Below are 15,551 nucleotides of genomic sequence, written 5' to 3'. Positions count from 1 at the left end.
AAGGACCATTGGATGGTCAGTCTCGGCGGTCTCGCCCGTAAGGTTTTCGGTTCCTCCAACGACCGTCGGGTCAAATCGACCCGGCCCCGTGTCGAGGCGATCAACGCCATGGAAAACGAGATGCGGGCGCTTTCCGATGAGGAATTGGTCGGCCGCACCGCGAAATTCCGCCAGGACATCGCCAACGGCGCCACGCTCGACGACCTGTTGGTGCCGGCCTTCGCCACCGCCCGCGAGGCCGCGCGCCGCGTGCTCGGCATGCGCCCCTTCGATGTCCAGCTGATCGGCGGCATGGTGCTGCACAATGGCGGCATTGCCGAGATGCGCACTGGCGAGGGCAAGACCCTGGTCGCGACGCTGCCGGTCTACCTCAACGCGCTTGCCGGCAAGGGCGTCCACGTCGTCACCGTCAACGACTATCTGGCCACCCGCGACTCAGAATGGATGGGCCGCGTCTACAAATTCCTCGGCCTCTCGGTCGGCGTCATCGTCCACGGCCTGTCCGACGAGGAGCGCAGCGCCGCCTACGCCGCCGATGTCACCTACGCCACCAACAACGAGCTCGGCTTCGACTATCTGCGCGACAACATGAAATACGAGCGCGCCCAGATGGTGCAGCGCGGTCACAATTACGCGATCGTCGACGAAGTCGATTCCATCCTGGTCGACGAGGCGCGCACGCCGTTGATCATTTCCGGTCCGCTCGAGGACCGTTCGGAAATGTACAACACCATCGACACCTTCATCATCCAGCTGCAGCCGCAGGATTATGAGATCGACGAGAAGCAGAAGACCTCGATCTTCACCGAGGAAGGCACCGAGAAGCTCGAGAACCTTTTGCGCGACGCCGGCCTGCTCAAGGGCGAGTCGCTCTACGACGTCGAGAACGTCGCCATCGTCCACCACGTCAACAACGCGCTGAAGGCGCACCGGCTGTTCCAGAAGGACAAGGACTATATCGTCCGCAACGGCGAGATCGTCATCATCGACGAGTTCACCGGCCGCATGATGCCGGGCCGCCGCTATTCGGAAGGCCTGCACCAGGCGCTCGAAGCCAAGGAGCATGTGGCGATCCAGCCGGAGAACCAGACGCTCGCCTCCGTCACCTTCCAGAACTATTTCCGCCTCTACAAGAAGCTGTCCGGCATGACCGGCACGGCACTGACCGAGGCAGAGGAATTCGGCAACATCTACGGCCTCGAAGTCACCGAGATCCCGACCAATCTGCCGGTGATCCGCATCGACGAGGACGACGAGGTCTATCGGACGGTCGAGGAGAAATACAAGGCGATCGTCAGGGAGATCCGCGAAGCCAGCGCCAAGGGCCAGCCGACGCTGGTCGGCACCACCTCCATCGAAAAATCCGAGCAGCTGGCCGAGCGCCTGCGCAAGGAAGGTTTTACCGATTTCGAAGTGCTGAACGCCCGCCATCACGAGCGCGAGGCGGCGATCGTCGCCCAGGCCGGCAAGCCCGGCGCCATCACCATCGCCACCAACATGGCCGGCCGCGGCACCGACATCAAGCTCGGCGGCAATGCCGAGATGCGGATCGAGGAAGAGCTGGGCGACATGCCGGCCGGCCCCGAACGCGAGGCGCGGGAAAAGGAAATCATTGCCGACATTGAGCGGCTGAAGGAAAAGGCGCTGGCCGCCGGCGGCCTCTATGTGCTGGCCACCGAACGCCACGAATCGCGCCGCATCGACAACCAGCTTAGAGGTCGCTCAGGAAGACAAGGCGACCCCGGCCGCTCGAAATTCTTCCTGTCCCTGCAGGACGATCTGATGCGCATCTTCGGCTCCGAGCGCATGGACGGCATGCTGCAGAAGCTCGGCCTCAAGGAAGACGAGGCGATCATCCATCCGTGGATCAACAAGGCGCTGGAAAAGGCGCAGAAGAAGGTCGAGGCGCGCAACTTCGACATCCGCAAGAACCTGTTGAAATATGACGACGTCTCCAACGACCAGCGCAAGGTGGTGTTCGAGCAGCGCATCGAACTGATGGACGGCGAAGGCCTCTCCGAAACGATCGCCGAGATGCGCGAAGGCGTCATCGACGAGATCGTCGCCAAGGCCATTCCCGAAAATGCCTATGCCGAGCAGTGGAACGTTGCCGGGCTGAAGGCCGAGATTGCCGAGTTCCTGAACCTCGACCTGCCGGTCGAGGACTGGGCCAAGGAAGAGGGCATCGCCGAGGACGACATCCGCGAGCGCATCGCGCAGGCCGCCGAAGCCGCCGCCAAGGAGCGCGCCGAGCGTTTTGGCCCCGAGGTGATGAATTACGTCGAGCGCTCGGTGGTGCTGCAGACGCTCGACCATCTGTGGCGCGAGCACATCGTCAATCTCGACCATCTGCGCTCGGTCGTCGGCTTCCGCGGCTACGCCCAGCGCGATCCGCTGCAGGAGTACAAGGGCGAGGCGTTCGAGCTGTTCCAGGCCATGCTCGGCAATCTGCGCCAGGCCGTCACCGCGCAGCTGATGCGCGTCGAACTGGTCCGCCAGGCCGCCGAAGCCCCGCCTCCGGAAGCCCCCGACATGTTCGGCACCCATATCGACGGCACAACCGGCGAGAACGACTTCGAAGGCGGCGAAACCGCCCTCCTGGTCCGCCCGGAGACAACCGCAATCGTCGCCCCCGAAGACCGCGACCCCAACAACCAGGCCACCTGGGGCAAAGTCGGCCGCAACGAAGCCTGCCCCTGCGGATCGGGAAAGAAGTACAAGCACTGCCACGGGGCGTTCGCGTAAGGGGCGCTTTTCCTTCTCCCCGTTCACGGGGGTGAGGCGTGGTCCGCGTAACGGACGAAAAGCCAATTGCTTGGCTTTTCGAACGACGAACGCCCGGAGCGATAGCGAAGGGCTGGAGTGCCGACGTTCGCGATTAGCCCATCTCCCCACCTGAGGGGGAGATGGCCGGCAGGCCAGAGGGGGGGCGCTGTCCCGCCGACTAAGCCGCCTCGAACTCGAACTTCAGCTGCGCGGCCTCTTCCTCTGGCAGCCAAGGCACCATCTGAGGCACGATCGATAAAGCTGGGTGCTATCCTGATCGGCAACGTCTCCGTGCTGCACGCCTCGGCGATGATGAAACAGCGGCGCAACCTCAAACGCCTGCGCCGCCCCTCATCCGCCTGCCGGCACGTTCTCCTCGTATAGGGACGGGGCGAAGGAACTTCTCACCCAACCGTTTCTTAATGTGTCTCCGCTACACCAACGCCTGAAAAGAAGCGGAAAACGGAGAGAAATCGGGGTGCGCTTTTCCGCGGCCACGACTGCCGGGCGGTTCTTGCCGCAGCGTTGGGCGCTGCGCATGGGGCCGTTGCTTGGCCGCATCGATGCCGTGCTGTTCACCGCCGACGAGCGCGGCGAGGCCAGCCGCATGTCGGTTATCGCCTTCTCGGTCCGCATCGTCAGCGCCGTCATTGCCTTCGTCAGCCAGGTGCTGATGGCACGCTGGATGGGCTCGTTCGAATATGGCATCTTCGTCCTCGTCTGGGTGACGATGGTCATCGTCGGCAATCTCGCCTGCCTGGGCTTCCACACCTCCGTCATCCGCTACATTCCCGAATACCGCGAGCGCGGCTTGATGGACGAGTTGCGCGGCATCGTGCTGGCCAGCCGTCTGTTCGTGCTGATCGCATCGACGCTGATCGCCGGGCTCGGCGCGCTCGGCGTCTGGCTGGCGGCACCCTGGATCGAGAGCTACTATGTGATCCCGTTCATCCTCGGCGTCATCTGCCTGCCGATGATCGCCATGTCCGACCTTCTGTCGGGCCTGGCACGCGCCAACAGCTGGGCGCTGTTTGCCCTGTCGCCGACCTATCTGGTGCGGCCGGTGCTGATCCTGCTGTTCATGGCGCTGATGCTGTTTGCGGGCTACGCACCCGACGCCAGGACCGCAATCTTTGCTTCGATCGCCGCCACCTACGCCACAACGCTCGGCCAGCTTATCGGTGTCACCCAGCGCATGGAACGGCAGATCCCGGCCGGGCCGATGAAGGTCCATTTTGCGCAATGGTTCGTCGTCTCGCTGCCGATCTTCCTGGTCGAGAGCTTCTTCTTCCTGCTGACCAATGCCGACGTGCTGATGGTCGGCGCCTATATGGACCCCAATGACGTCGCCGTCTATTTCGCCACGGTGAAGACCCTGGCGCTGGTGCATTTCGTCTACTTCGCCGTCAAGGCCGGCGTTGCCCAGCGCTACGCCCAGTTCACCCATGGCGACCCGCAAAGGCTCGCCGCCTTTGCCCGCGAGACGGTGTCGTGGACGTTCTGGCCTTCGCTGTTGATGGCGCTGCTGGTGCTGGCGCTCGGCGAGCCGATGCTGGTGCTGTTCGGCCCGGAATTCAGCAGCGGCTATCCCTTGCTGTTCCTGCTCGTCTTCGGCGTCGCGGCGCGCGCCGCCGTCGGCCCCTGCGAAAGCCTGCTGACGATGAGCGGCAACCAGAACATCTGCGCCGCCGTCTATGCCATGACGCTGGCCTTCAACATCGCCCTCAACGTGATGCTGATCCCGATGTTCGGCCTGTGGGGCGCGGCCATGGCCACCGCCTTTGCCATGATCTTCGAAGCCGGCGCGCTGTCCTTCACGGTGTGGCGCAAGCTCGGCATCGTCATGCTTATCTTCGTGCCTGCGAAAGGAGCCGCGTGATGGCTGCCATCCCGTTGCTTGAGGAAACCAGCGGCGGCACCGCCGGCGCCATGGTGTCGGGCCTTGCCGGGCTGACCCGTGACGCCGACCCCGCCCATATCGAGATTCTCGCCAACAACCGGCCCGAGCGCAAGCTCGCCATCTACCCGGCATCCGCCGGCTTCGACCTTGTCGAGGAACTGGATTATCTCTGCGCCCGCACGGTCGAGCCCAACGTGTTCTTCAACCCGCGTTTCCTTGCGCCCGCCATGCCGCGGCTGGAGGATCGCGAGGTGCGGCTGGCGGTCATCCGCGACGGCGACGAATACCGCAACCGGCTGCGCCTTCTGGTGCCGTTCTCGGTGGAACGGCCGGTGGTACCGCTCGGCGTGCCGGTGATGCGCACATGGTCGAGCCCGTTCGGTCCGCTCGGCACGCCGCTGGTCGACCGCGACGACCCGGTGGGCGTCGTCGAGGATTTCTTCTCGATGCTGTCGCGCCCGCATCTCAAGCTGCCGAAAGTGTTCGTCCTGCCCGATGTCCGGCTCGATGGCCCGGTGGCGAGCCTGTTTGCCACCGTGGCCGAGACGCGCGGCCTGATGCTGGTCACCACCGGCCAGACCCTGCGCCCGGCGCTGGAGAGCGAGCGCGACGGCGATGACTATCTGAAGGCCTCGCTGCGTTCGCACCATTATCGCGAGTTCCGGCGGCTGAAGCGGCGCCTTGGCGACCTCGGCAGGCTGGAGCATGTCGTGGCGCGCGGCCCCGAAGACATCCGCCACGCCATCGAGAACTTCCTGACGCTGGAGGCGGCCGGCTGGAAGGGCCGCGAACGCACCGCCATGGCGATCGACCGTTTCCGCGCCGCCTTCGCCCGCGAGGCCGTGCACCGGCTGGCCGAGCAGGACATGTGCCGCATCCATTCGCTGACGCTCGACGGCCGCACCATCGCCTGCCTGATCGTCTTCGTCGAAGCCGGCATCGCCTACACCTGGAAGACCGCCTATGACGAGACGCTGGCCAGCTATTCGCCGGGCACCTTGCTGATGATCGAGGTGACCAGGCAGCATCTCGACGATCCCAACATCATGATGACCGATTCCTGCGCCGTGCCCGACCATCCGGTGATGAGCCGGCTATGGGCCGAGCGCAAGCCGATGGGCACGCTGGTGATCGGCCTGACGCCGGACGCCGACCGCCTCACCCGCCAGGCCGCCTCGCAACTGCACCTCTACCGCGAAACCCGCAACATGGCCCGCCTGCTGCGCAACCGCATGAAGAGCTTGTTGGGGCGGCGCTGAGAAAAGGCAAGGGTGCGGTTCTGGAAGGATGGCACATTTTCGCTGCAATATTTGACACAGAGGTGGGCCGGGACTTTACTTCGATTGCCCAAGAGGCAAGCGCTAAGATCGACTTCCGCTTCAAAAAAACGAGATTTTTTGCAGCAATTTTCCGGTGAAACCCGGCAAGATCTACTCGCATTCTTGTCCTTGATGCACGATAGTCTAGTGATTCGGTCCGCGATGAGAGAAAAATGTCGCTGAATCATGAGGCCAACGGCGCCCGGCACATCAGTGCGAACGACAGCGCCGTTGTCCGAAGGGCCGACGAAGACTTCGAAGAACTGATTCGAAGCATCCGAGCCGCCACGCATCAAGCTTTGCCTCTCTTCGAAGAGGAGCCCGTGACCGGATTGGCCCAGTCAGACACGCTGGCCGCCTCCCTCGGCTCGACTTCGGCCCGGACGGGCTCGAGTCAGGCCCACGCCATGCGCGGCTCCTCGCTCTTGTCCAACGATGACGACTTGGCGTGGTCGTTGGTTGAGGACTATGTGGCCAGGCTCGATGCGCAAACGCACGATGCCGACGCTCACGATACGGACAAATGGGACTTGCAGGAAGAGGTGGCGAAGCTGCAACGCTTGCAGGATCGCACCTCGAAAGAGCTTGGGCGAAAATCGCGCGAGCTATCGATCGCAAGCAAGACCATCGCCGACCTGGAGGTCCAACTCAACAGGGCACGGCAGACCATTGCGCAGGCGGATAGGCATGCCGGCCAGCGCGCAACACGGTTCCTCGAAGCGAATGTCGAGGTCGAGCGCCTGGGACGGAACCTGGCGCGCGTGTCGGGGCAACTTCGCGACGAGACCATGGCCAGGCAAGCCGCCGAGCAGGCGCGTGAGGACGTTGCATCGCGGCTCGCCAGCTTGCAACAGGCCGCCATGCTGCTTCGGTCCAAGGTCGCGGACTACCAGCTCCACAACGAACGACTGACCGGCAAACTATCTGCGCAGATGCTTGTACAGCAGGACCTGCAGGCGCGGCTGTCCACGGTCGAGCATCAGCGCGGCGTTCTCGGCGATTGCGCCGCCGCCGCGCAGGAACGGGCCGTGGAACTTGAAAAGAGCTTGCGCTTGCTCCAGCGCAACGCCCCCGATCAAAGCGTGGTCCGCGCAACGCCGAGCGCCGGGCAGCGCGCCGAGGACGTGGCCGAGCATCGGCGCCAAACCTCGGAAACCGAGATTGCGAAATTACGCCAGGAGCGCGACGCGGCGCGCCGGGACTGTGGCGCGGTGAAGGTTCAACTCGCCGATCTCCGCTTGCGCGGCATGACCGACGAACTCGCGCATGCCCGTTGCCGCAACGAGAACCGCCAGCTTCACCAAAGGCTGGAAACGCTGACACGCCAGGATCCGCCCAGCGGACCGGCAGCCGATGACAGCGCCGACCTAGAACGGACATTCGACGAATTGCTGGCAGCTGGCGAGATCGGCCCGGCCAATGACGGCGACCCCAGCGTGGCGCGCAAAGCGTGTTGATCGCCTGCTGAGACGTATCGGGAGCCAAAGCGACCGTGACGCCCTTCGTCTATTGAACTTCGAGTGGCCCGCCACCCGAAGCTCGGAGAGCGAAGGGTGGTGCCCCTAGCCGGGATCGAACCAGCACTCCTTGCGGAACTCGATTTTGAGTCGAGCGCGTCTACCAATTCCGCCATAGGGGCTCAGGCCGGGCGGCCTGGATGGCGCGGGACTATACGGTTGGAGGCCTGTTCGTCAACTGGCCAATTCCTCGTCGCCCCGGATGCGACCAAACTGCGCCTTTCGATTTCGTGACGGGGCTGCCATTGTGCAGCGCGGAAAATCTTTCTAGACAGGCGGCGCATCAAAGCGCGGCACGTCTGCGGGGACGGATGGCGTGCGCTGGGTCTTTGTTCTGTGCATGCCGTTACACCCCAACCTGCCTGCGCAATTGAACGACACGCATTAGGAGTGCCGATGCTTCGCGGACTTTACGACTGGACCCTGTCGCTGGCGGCCCGCAAATCCGCCGAATGGTGGCTGGCCTTCATCGCCTTCGTCGAAAGCTCGGTGTTCCTGGTGCCGGCCGACGTGCTCTATCTGCCGATGGCGCTGTCGCGGCCGGATCGCGCCTACCGGTATGCGCTGATCGCCACCGTCGCCTCGGTGCTGGGCGGCATCGCCGGCTGGTTCATCGGCCACTATGCCTATGACGCGGTCGCCAGGCCGATCCTCGAATTCTACGGCAAGTACGACGAGTTCGAGCAACTGCGCGCGGGCGCCGGCGTCGGCTTCATCGTCCTGATGCTGATCACATCGGGTGCCGCCCACCTGCCGCCGATCAAGGTGGTGACGATCCTGTCCGGTGTCATCGGCGTCAATTTGCTGCTGTTCATCGTGCTGGCGATCGTGGCCCGCGGCGCCCGCTTCCTGCTGCTCGCCTGGCTGCTGCGCCGCTATGGCGAACCGATCCGCGAATTCATCGAAAAGCGCCTCGGCCTGATCGCCGGCGCCGGCGCGGTTGCCCTGATTTTGCTCTATATCCTGGTCAAATACGCGTTCTGAACATTACCATTGCGAGCCGGACGGACCGATTGAAATGACAGCGACCATGAATGCCGACACCGGACGCCAGCGCACGCTGACCGCCTTGTTCCTCGCCGTCGCCATGGCCGCCACTGTCGGCTCGGCGCTCGGCTTCCAGTATCTCGGCGGCTACATCCCCTGCCACCTCTGCCTCGAACAGCGCACACCCTACTATATCGGCGTGCCGCTGATGGTGCTGGCGGTGATTGCGTCGATGCTGCACGCACCGGCATGGCTGACACGCGGCCTGCTGGCCGTCGGCGGCATCCTGATGCTCTACGGCCTCTATCTCGGCGTCTACCACTCCGGCGTCGAATGGCAGTGGTGGGCCGGCCCGACCGATTGCACGGCGGGCGCCGGGCCGGTCGACACCGGCGGCAAGGGCGTGCTCGACGCGCTCGACAAATTCGTGCCGCCATCCTGCGACAAGGCCGCCTTGCGCATCCTTGGCCTGTCGCTGGCCGGCTGGAACGCCATCGCCAGCCTGATCCTCGCCGCCGTCGCCTTCCGCGGCGCCCTCACCCGCGACTAAGCCAATTCGATTGAACGGCGTGACGCAGAGTTCGCGCAAAAATTCGCCGGGCTGAGTCGGATAGGCGCGGCTTTCGACATCCGAGCCAAGTCGACCCCCACTCCGTCTCGGCTTCGCCGAGCCACCTCTCCCCCGATCGACGGGGTAGAGGAAGGGCGCGAGCCTGTTGTAGCCAGGACTCCTCTAAGAGAGGCTCCCTTCCTCTCCCTCCGGAGGGGGGAGAGGTGGCGCTGCGAAGCAGCGACGGAGTGGGGGAAGCCGGTCCTTAAGCGCGAAGCCGCTGATAAGTAAGCGCGACTGAGCCCGCGATATCGGGGAGCGTCAGATTATCATGGTCTGAGGAACCCGTGAGCACCGGCCTATGCCGACCGTAGCCTCAACCGCCACGAACACCACGAGTGCTTCGGCCGGCGAAGGCCGGAAGCGCAGAAAATCGCTTCAGGCGGCCAGCCTCCCGAATTCTCGAACGATCTCAGGGTTCGAGTTCGACATCCCAGTACAGATAATCCATCCAGCTTTCATGCAGATGGTTGGGCGGAAACAGGCGGCCATTGTTGTGCAGATCGTGCACCGTCGGCTGGAAAGGCTTCTGCAGCGGCCACATCTTGGCGTGCGCCGGCATCATGCCGCCCTTCCTCAAATTGCACGGCGAGCAGGCGGCAACGACATTCTCCCACGTCGTCGCGCCGCCGCGATGGCGGGGGATGACGTGATCGAAGGTCAGGTCCTCCGGCGTGCCGCAATATTGGCACTGGAAGCGATCGCGCAGGAAGACGTTGAAGCGGGTGAAGGCCGGGTGCCTGGAGGGCTTCACATAGGCCTTAAGACTGACAACGCTCGGCAGCTTCATCGAGAAGGTCGGCGAGGAGACGGCGTGCTCGTATTCGGCGACGATGTTCACCCGGTCGAGGAACACCGCCTTGATAGCGTCCTGCCACGACCAGAGCGACAAGGGGTAATAGCTGAGCGGACGGTAATCCGCATTCAGCACCAGTGCTGGAAGCCCATCCGGAGATACGGCAACCGTCACGTGTTCACCTCCTTGGTTCTAGACCCGAACGGCACGGATACTGTAAGCCCGACATGACAGGGATGTGAAGCGGATTGTCGCGTCGCTAAAGCGCCAAAAATGCATGATTTTTATGATTTTTCGCGGATTCAGGCCGGCGGCGCGGCGTCCCGCCCTCTGGTTTCACGATAATAGGACCAGAAAAGCCGCGATGCGACACCTCGCCACGGGCTCCATGATTCGGCCAATGCGATCAGCGTTTTCTCCGGCGGACGCGGCTCGATGCCGAGCGCGTGGCCGACCGCGCTCTGCAGCGCGACATCACGCGCGGGGAAAATGTCGGGGTGCCCGGCGGCGAATAAAAGGTACACTTCCGCCGTCCACGGACCGATGCCGGACACCGCCGTCATCGTCGTGATCGCCTCCTGGGCATCGAGGGAACAGAGGTGATGCAGGTCGAGGCCGTCGACCACGGCCTGGGCAATTGCGATCAGGCCACGCTGCTTCGGCCGCGACAGGCCGGCCTCGCGAAACATGTCCTCGCCGGCGGCCAGGATGGCCTGCGGCGTCAGCGGATCGACGAGCTTGGTCAGCCGGCCGAAGATCGCATCGGCGCTGGCGCGGGACACTTGCTGCGAGACGACGATCGACGCCAGGCTTCGAAACCCCGGTTCGGACAGCCGCAGCGGCACCTCGCCGGCCATGCCGCGCACCTTTTCCAGGCGCGGGTCGATCACGCAAAGCGCATCGAGCCCCCGGGCAATGTCGTCCGATGTCGCGATACGCTGCATGCTTTCTTGTTCCTGAACCGGCAGCACGGTAGCAATTGGCAAAACCGCCGCACAACCCGATTGCCGCCGCAGAGATGACACTCCTGACATTCCGCTTCGCGCCCAGCCCCAATGGCGACCTGCATCTCGGCCACGCCTATTCGGCGCTGCTCAACCGGAAGCTGGCGGCACGGGCGGACGGCCGCCTGCTGCTGCGCATCGAGGATATCGACACGACGCGCTGCACGCCGCAATTCGAGGCCGGCGTGCTTGCCGACCTGAAATGGCTGGGGCTTGGCTGGGAAGAGCCGGTGCGCCGCCAATCCGAGCATTTCGCCGAATACCAGGCGGTGCTCGAGCGGCTGGTCCGGGAGGAACTCGTCTATCCCGCCTTCATGAGCCGTGGCGAGATCCGCGCCTTCATCACCGACAGTGAAAAGCGTGGGCGCGACTGGCCGCGCGATCCCGATGGCGTGCCGCTCTACCCCGCCGCTGACAAGGCGCTGCCAGTCAAGGAACGCCAGCGGCGGATCGCCGGGAATGCGCCCTTCGCCTGGCGGCTGGATGTCGATGCCGCCTTGGCGCGTGTCGGCAAGGACCTGTCTTGGACCGAATTCGCCGACGAGACGCTTTCCGCGACACGCTCGATCGAAGCCCGTCCGCAGGACTGGGGCGACGTGATCGTGGCGCGCCGCGATATCCCGACCAGCTACCACCTCGCCGTCGTCATGGACGATGCCCTGCAAGGTGTCAGCCACGTCGTGCGCGGACAAGATCTGTTTTCCGCCACCGGCGTGCAGCGCCTGCTGCAGCAACTCCTGGGACTGCCGCAACCGGCCTATTTCCATCATCGCCTCATCCTCGGGCCCGACGGGCGAAAACTGTCGAAGAGCCTGGGCGATACCGGCCTTGCCGCCTTGCGCCATGCCGGCGCATCGCCTGACGACATCAGGCGAATGGTCGGGCTTTGAGCCCGGTGAGACCAAGAAGCCACCCCAGATGGGCCGGCGTTGAATTCCGGTGATCTATGGATCAACCGTTTCGCTTTGCGCGCCGGGGTGAACGGGATTAGAGCATCGCCACGGCAATTCTCTCCAGTGCGGCGGACTCCGGAACATGCACAGCATCAAGCGGTTCATTCCCGCCACCTTCGTCGTTCTGTGGGCGACCGGCTTCATTGGCGCGCGCTACGCCATGCCATGGGCGGAGCCGTTCACCTTCCTCGCCGCGCGGTTCGTCATCGCCGCCATCCTGCTGGCCGTCCTGATGCTTGTATTGGGTTCGAAAAAAGCCACCCGCGAGGAGGCGCTGCATGCCACCGGCGCGGGCATCCTGATGCATGGCGTCTATCTCGGCGCTGTGTTCTGGGCCATCCACAGGGGCATGCCGGCCGGCTTTTCGGCCCTCATCGTCGGCCTGCAGCCGCTGATCACGGCGGTGCTGGCCGGCAAATTCCTCGGCGAGGCGATCCTGCCGCGTCACTGGCTTGGCCTTGGCATCGGCCTCATCGGTATCGTCATCGTGCTGTGGCCGAAGCTCGGCGCGCTCGGCGGCGGCGTGACCGCGGCGACATTGACCGCCTCGCTGGTTTCGGTGCTCGGCATGAGCGCCGGCACCATCTGGCAGAAGCGCTTTGCCTCCGGCGGCGACCTCGTCGCGGCGACCATGTGGCAATATGTCGGCGGTGGCTCGCTGATGCTCGTCGCCTCCCTCGCCTTCGAAACCCACACGGTCGTCATCAATGGCGAACTCATCTTCGCCATGGCCTGGCTGGTGCTGGTGCTGTCGCTCGGCGCCATCTTCCTGCTGATGGTGATGATCCGCGACGGCGAGATGTCGAAGGTGGCCTCGCTGTTCTACCTGGTGCCGGCGGTGACGGCGATCATCGCCTGGGCCCTGTTCGACGAGCAGCTCAACGCACTTCAGATTGCCGGCATGGCGATCACGACATTCGGCGTCGGCCTGGCAACGGCGCGGCAGGCCAAGGGAAGAACTGTGGAATTGAGGAATTGAGGAATTGAGGAATTGAGGAATTGAGGAATTGAGGAAGAAGCACAGACAGCGCCGGATATGGCCCGCTTTTTCTCCAATTCTTCAGTTCTTCAATTCCTCAATTCGACCTGTCATCCGACCCGCGCGCGCGCCTCCAGGTAGCGGCTGATCGCGGCATTGAGCTCGCCGCCGAGGATGAAGATCGCCGAGACCATGTAGAGGAAGACCACGGCGATCATGATCGAGGCCAGGCCGGCATAGGTCGTCACATAGGACGAGAAGTGGTCGAGATAGGTGGCGAAGATAGTCGAACCGATAAGCCATGCCGCCAGCGTGAAGACGATGCCCGGCACCAGCGAGACGAAGCGGCGCTTGCCCGCCGGCAGCCAGAAATGGACGGCAAACAATCCGCCGACAATGACCGCCGAAGCGATGACGTAACGCCATAGCGTAATGGTGCCCATATAGGGCTTGATCCAGTCGATATGGGCTTCGGCGAGCCGCGCCAGCAGCGGCGCGAACACCAGGAGCACGCTGATCGCCAGGAAACCGGCCGTGGCGATGAGCACGAAGATGATGCTCTGCACCCGGCGGTAGATGATGCCGCGCGTTTCCGAGACGCGGTAGGCGCGGTTGAGCGACGTGCGCAGCGCCTCGATGCCGTTCGAGGCAAAATAGGCCGCAAGCACCACACCATAGGTCAAAAGGTCGGTGCGCCTGACGGTCAGCACATTGAGCACTTCGCGCGCGATCGGCTTGGCGATCTGTTCGGGCCAGGTGTCGAAGACCAGATGCACGGCCGTGTCGGAGAACGCCTGCGCGCCGAGGAAGCTCGCCAGCGTCGTCGCGAAGATCAGGAACGGGAACAGCGCCATCAGCGAGGTGATCGCCAGATGGCTGGCCATCGCCCAGCCGTCATCGGTGTTGAAATGGCCAAGTGCGTCGTAGAGGACCCGCTTGAGGGCTACGATCTTCCGCAACAAGAACCGCGCCCTCCAATTGTCTCCACGCCGGGAATATGGGAAGGGATTGCGGCAAATGGCAACCCTTGGCGAAACCACGAACGGTCCGGCGCGGAAGTTGCGCTCGATTATCATCACCGGTGCGTCTTCGGGAATAGGCGCGTACTGCGCCCGCGCGTTGAAGGCGGAAGGCTGGCGGGTGTTCGCAACGGCGCGCAAGCCACAGGACATCGCCGCGCTCGAAGCCGATGGCATCGAGGCCTTCTATCTCGATTATTGCGAGCCGGACTCCATCGCCGCGCTGGTGACGGCGGTGCTCGACCGCACCGGCGGCCGGCTCGACGCCCTGTTCAACAACGGCGCGTATGCGCAGCCGGGCGCCGTCGAGGATCTGCCCGTTGCCGCGCTCAAGCAGCAGTTCGAGGCGAATTTCTTCGGCTGGCATGATTTGACCCGCCGGCTGGTGCCGGTGATGCGCCGCCAGGGTCAGGGCCGCATCGTCCACTGCTCCTCGATCCTTGGCCTCGTGCCGGTGCGCTTTCGCGGCGCCTATTCGGCGTCGAAGCACGCACTGGAGGCCTTGATGCTCTGCCAGCGCCAGGAACTGGCCGGCAGCGGCGTCCACGTTTCGCTGATCGAGCCGGGGCCGGTGAAGTCGAAGATCGCCAGCAATGGCCTCATTTGGTTTCTCAGCAACATCGACCACGAGAATTCCGTGCACCGCGTGGACTATGCGGCGCAACTCGAGCGACTGCGGGCCGGCGGCAGCCAATCGGCCTTGAAGCCAGGGCCGGAAGTGGTTCATGCGGCGCTGCGCCATGCACTTCTGTCGCGGCGCCCACGCCCGCACTATGTGGTAACAGTGCCCGCCAGGATCGGCGCGGTGCTCAGACGCATCCTGCCGGCATCGATGCTTTACCGCCTGATGGCCAAACGCGCCTGAACGCCAACCAACTGGAACGAAGCAATGGCAACCGTCTTCAACATTCTCGCCATTCTGGTCATGGTCGCCGTTGCGGTCGTGCTTGTTCGCGGCCTCATCAACATGATGCGCGGCGGCTCCGGCGTCACCTCGAACAAGCTGATGCAGGCGCGAGTCATGCTGCAGGCCGTGGCGCTGGTGCTGATCCTGCTGGCGGTGTATTTCACCCGCAAGTGAGGATGCCGGCGGCCGGGGAGGCGAAATGGTCAAGCTCAACAAGATCTACACCCGCACCGGCGATGATGGCACCACGGGTCTCGGCACCGGCGAGAGGCGGCTGAAATCCGATCTGCGGGTAGAGGCCTACGGCACGGTCGACGAGGCCAATGCCTGCATCGGCATCGCAAGGGTCCACACGGCCGCGGCCCATCCCGCGATCGACGCCATGCTGTCCCGCATCCAGAACGATCTGTTCGATCTCGGCGCCGATCTCGCCGTACCCGACGACGGCAAGCCGCTCGGCTATGAGCCGCTTCGCATCGTCGCCGTGCAGACCGACCGGGTCGAAAAGGACATCGACCTTCTCAACAAGGAGCTTCAGCCGCTCAAATCCTTCGTGCTCAATGGCGGCACAGCGGCGGCGGCGGCACTTCACCTTGCCCGCACCGTGGCAAGGCGAGCCGAAAGGCTGATGGTCGCACTGGCCCAGGACCCGAACGAGCACGTCAACCGCGACGGTCTGAAATACATCAACCGCGTCTCGGATTTCCTGTTTGTCGCCGCCCGGGCGGTCAATGACAACGGAAACGCCGACGTGCTATGGGTTCCCGGCAAGAACCGCTGATTGTCGAAAGCGG

General features: G+C 64.1%; 14 protein-coding genes and 1 tRNA gene. 11 read left to right on the top strand and 4 right to left on the bottom strand.

The genetic code is table 11. The annotated features are described in order from the left end of the window. The first annotated feature begins 12 nt into the window (after positions 1-12). The 4 genes from secA (at position 13) to AC0NIL_RS08290 (ending at position 7,442) form a co-directional block, all read left to right on the top strand. Entirely contained in the window at positions 13-2,745 is a 2,733-nt protein-coding gene (gene secA, locus AC0NIL_RS08305; protein ID WP_013529439.1) for a preprotein translocase subunit SecA, read from the top strand. Positions 2,746-3,244: 499 nt separating this feature from the next. Continuing rightward, on the top strand, positions 3,245-4,645 hold the full coding sequence (locus AC0NIL_RS08300; protein ID WP_473572622.1) for a lipopolysaccharide biosynthesis protein: 1,401 nt from the start codon (positions 3,245-3,247) through the stop codon (positions 4,643-4,645). Beyond that, the gene (locus AC0NIL_RS08295) at positions 4,645-5,925 is read left to right on the top strand and encodes a GNAT family N-acetyltransferase (RefSeq protein ID WP_013529437.1); all 1,281 of its coding nucleotides are present in this window, start codon (positions 4,645-4,647) and stop codon (positions 5,923-5,925) included. The genes AC0NIL_RS08300 and AC0NIL_RS08295 overlap by 1 nt, the downstream gene beginning before the upstream one ends. A gap of 233 nt (positions 5,926-6,158) precedes the next feature. After that, the gene (locus AC0NIL_RS08290; protein ID WP_224674416.1) at positions 6,159-7,442 is read left to right on the top strand and encodes a coiled-coil domain-containing protein; all 1,284 of its coding nucleotides are present in this window, start codon (positions 6,159-6,161) and stop codon (positions 7,440-7,442) included. A gap of 97 nt (positions 7,443-7,539) precedes the next feature. Here the strand turns inward: AC0NIL_RS08290 and AC0NIL_RS08285 are convergent. After that, a tRNA-Leu gene (locus AC0NIL_RS08285) sits at positions 7,540-7,624 on the bottom strand. A 274-nt stretch (positions 7,625-7,898) separates the two neighbouring features. Here AC0NIL_RS08285 and AC0NIL_RS08280 point away from each other — a divergent pair. Beyond that, on the top strand, positions 7,899-8,486 hold the full coding sequence (locus tag AC0NIL_RS08280) for a YqaA family protein (RefSeq protein ID WP_013529435.1): 588 nt from the start codon (positions 7,899-7,901) through the stop codon (positions 8,484-8,486). Between the two features lie 34 nt (positions 8,487-8,520). Beyond that, positions 8,521-9,039 (top strand): disulfide bond formation protein B, encoded by a 519-nt coding sequence (locus tag AC0NIL_RS08275; protein WP_063173147.1) that lies wholly within the window; start codon positions 8,521-8,523, stop codon positions 9,037-9,039. 472 nt (positions 9,040-9,511) lie between these two features. Here AC0NIL_RS08275 and AC0NIL_RS08270 read toward each other — a convergent pair whose 3' ends face one another. Both AC0NIL_RS08270 and AC0NIL_RS08265 read right to left on the bottom strand, forming a co-directional pair. Continuing rightward, positions 9,512-10,069 carry an HNH endonuclease gene (locus tag AC0NIL_RS08270; RefSeq protein ID WP_006328497.1) on the bottom strand — a complete coding sequence of 186 codons (558 nt, stop codon included), beginning with the start codon at positions 10,067-10,069 and terminating at the stop codon, positions 9,512-9,514. A 128-nt stretch (positions 10,070-10,197) separates the two neighbouring features. Continuing rightward, on the bottom strand, positions 10,198-10,839 hold the full coding sequence (locus AC0NIL_RS08265) for a DNA-3-methyladenine glycosylase family protein (RefSeq protein WP_275954238.1): 642 nt from the start codon (positions 10,837-10,839) through the stop codon (positions 10,198-10,200). A gap of 74 nt (positions 10,840-10,913) precedes the next feature. Between AC0NIL_RS08265 and gluQRS the strand changes: the two genes are divergently transcribed. Both gluQRS and AC0NIL_RS08255 read left to right on the top strand, forming a co-directional pair. Then, positions 10,914-11,789, top strand: a complete 876-nt coding sequence (gluQRS, locus tag AC0NIL_RS08260) for a tRNA glutamyl-Q(34) synthetase GluQRS (RefSeq protein ID WP_275954239.1) — start codon at positions 10,914-10,916, stop codon at positions 11,787-11,789. A 145-nt stretch (positions 11,790-11,934) separates the two neighbouring features. Continuing rightward, positions 11,935-12,831, top strand: coding sequence for a DMT family transporter (locus AC0NIL_RS08255; RefSeq protein WP_063169083.1), 897 nt, complete (start codon positions 11,935-11,937; stop codon positions 12,829-12,831). 110 nt (positions 12,832-12,941) lie between these two features. Here AC0NIL_RS08255 and AC0NIL_RS08250 read toward each other — a convergent pair whose 3' ends face one another. Next, positions 12,942-13,793 (bottom strand): YihY/virulence factor BrkB family protein, encoded by an 852-nt coding sequence (locus AC0NIL_RS08250; RefSeq protein ID WP_013529430.1) that lies wholly within the window; start codon positions 13,791-13,793, stop codon positions 12,942-12,944. A 55-nt stretch (positions 13,794-13,848) separates the two neighbouring features. On the opposite strand from AC0NIL_RS08250, the gene AC0NIL_RS08245 reads away from it, so the two are divergent. From AC0NIL_RS08245 to AC0NIL_RS08235, 3 genes are read left to right on the top strand one after another with little or no spacing between them, the layout of a single operon-like run. Further along, entirely contained in the window at positions 13,849-14,715 is an 867-nt protein-coding gene (locus AC0NIL_RS08245) for an SDR family oxidoreductase (protein ID WP_082827492.1), read from the top strand. Positions 14,716-14,739: 24 nt separating this feature from the next. After that, positions 14,740-14,931: a twin transmembrane helix small protein gene (locus tag AC0NIL_RS08240; protein ID WP_013529428.1), complete on the top strand. Its 192-nt coding sequence runs from the start codon at positions 14,740-14,742 to the stop codon at positions 14,929-14,931. Between the two features lie 25 nt (positions 14,932-14,956). Beyond that, positions 14,957-15,538, top strand: a complete 582-nt coding sequence (locus AC0NIL_RS08235) for a cob(I)yrinic acid a,c-diamide adenosyltransferase (RefSeq protein WP_013529427.1) — start codon at positions 14,957-14,959, stop codon at positions 15,536-15,538. Positions 15,539-15,551 lie beyond the last annotated feature (13 nt).

The organism is Mesorhizobium sp. WSM1343, assembly GCF_055901535.1.
This window is presented reverse-complemented; position numbering and strand designations above follow the sequence as displayed.

Coding starts and splice junctions, on each gene's coding strand:
- secA (WP_013529439.1), top strand. CDS start 13: ATGGTCAGTCTCGGCGGTCTCGCCCGTAAGGTTTTCGGTTCCTCCAAC.
- AC0NIL_RS08295 (WP_013529437.1), top strand. CDS start 4,645: ATGGCTGCCATCCCGTTGCTTGAGGAAACCAGCGGCGGCACCGCCGGC.
- AC0NIL_RS08290 (WP_224674416.1), top strand. CDS start 6,159: ATGTCGCTGAATCATGAGGCCAACGGCGCCCGGCACATCAGTGCGAAC.
- AC0NIL_RS08280 (WP_013529435.1), top strand. CDS start 7,899: ATGCTTCGCGGACTTTACGACTGGACCCTGTCGCTGGCGGCCCGCAAA.
- AC0NIL_RS08275 (WP_063173147.1), top strand. CDS start 8,521: ATGACAGCGACCATGAATGCCGACACCGGACGCCAGCGCACGCTGACC.
- AC0NIL_RS08265 (WP_275954238.1), bottom strand. CDS start 10,839: ATGCAGCGTATCGCGACATCGGACGACATTGCCCGGGGGCTCGATGCG.
- gluQRS (WP_275954239.1), top strand. CDS start 10,914: ATGACACTCCTGACATTCCGCTTCGCGCCCAGCCCCAATGGCGACCTG.
- AC0NIL_RS08255 (WP_063169083.1), top strand. CDS start 11,935: ATGCACAGCATCAAGCGGTTCATTCCCGCCACCTTCGTCGTTCTGTGG.
- AC0NIL_RS08245 (WP_082827492.1), top strand. CDS start 13,849: ATGGCAACCCTTGGCGAAACCACGAACGGTCCGGCGCGGAAGTTGCGC.
- AC0NIL_RS08240 (WP_013529428.1), top strand. CDS start 14,740: ATGGCAACCGTCTTCAACATTCTCGCCATTCTGGTCATGGTCGCCGTT.
- AC0NIL_RS08235 (WP_013529427.1), top strand. CDS start 14,957: ATGGTCAAGCTCAACAAGATCTACACCCGCACCGGCGATGATGGCACC.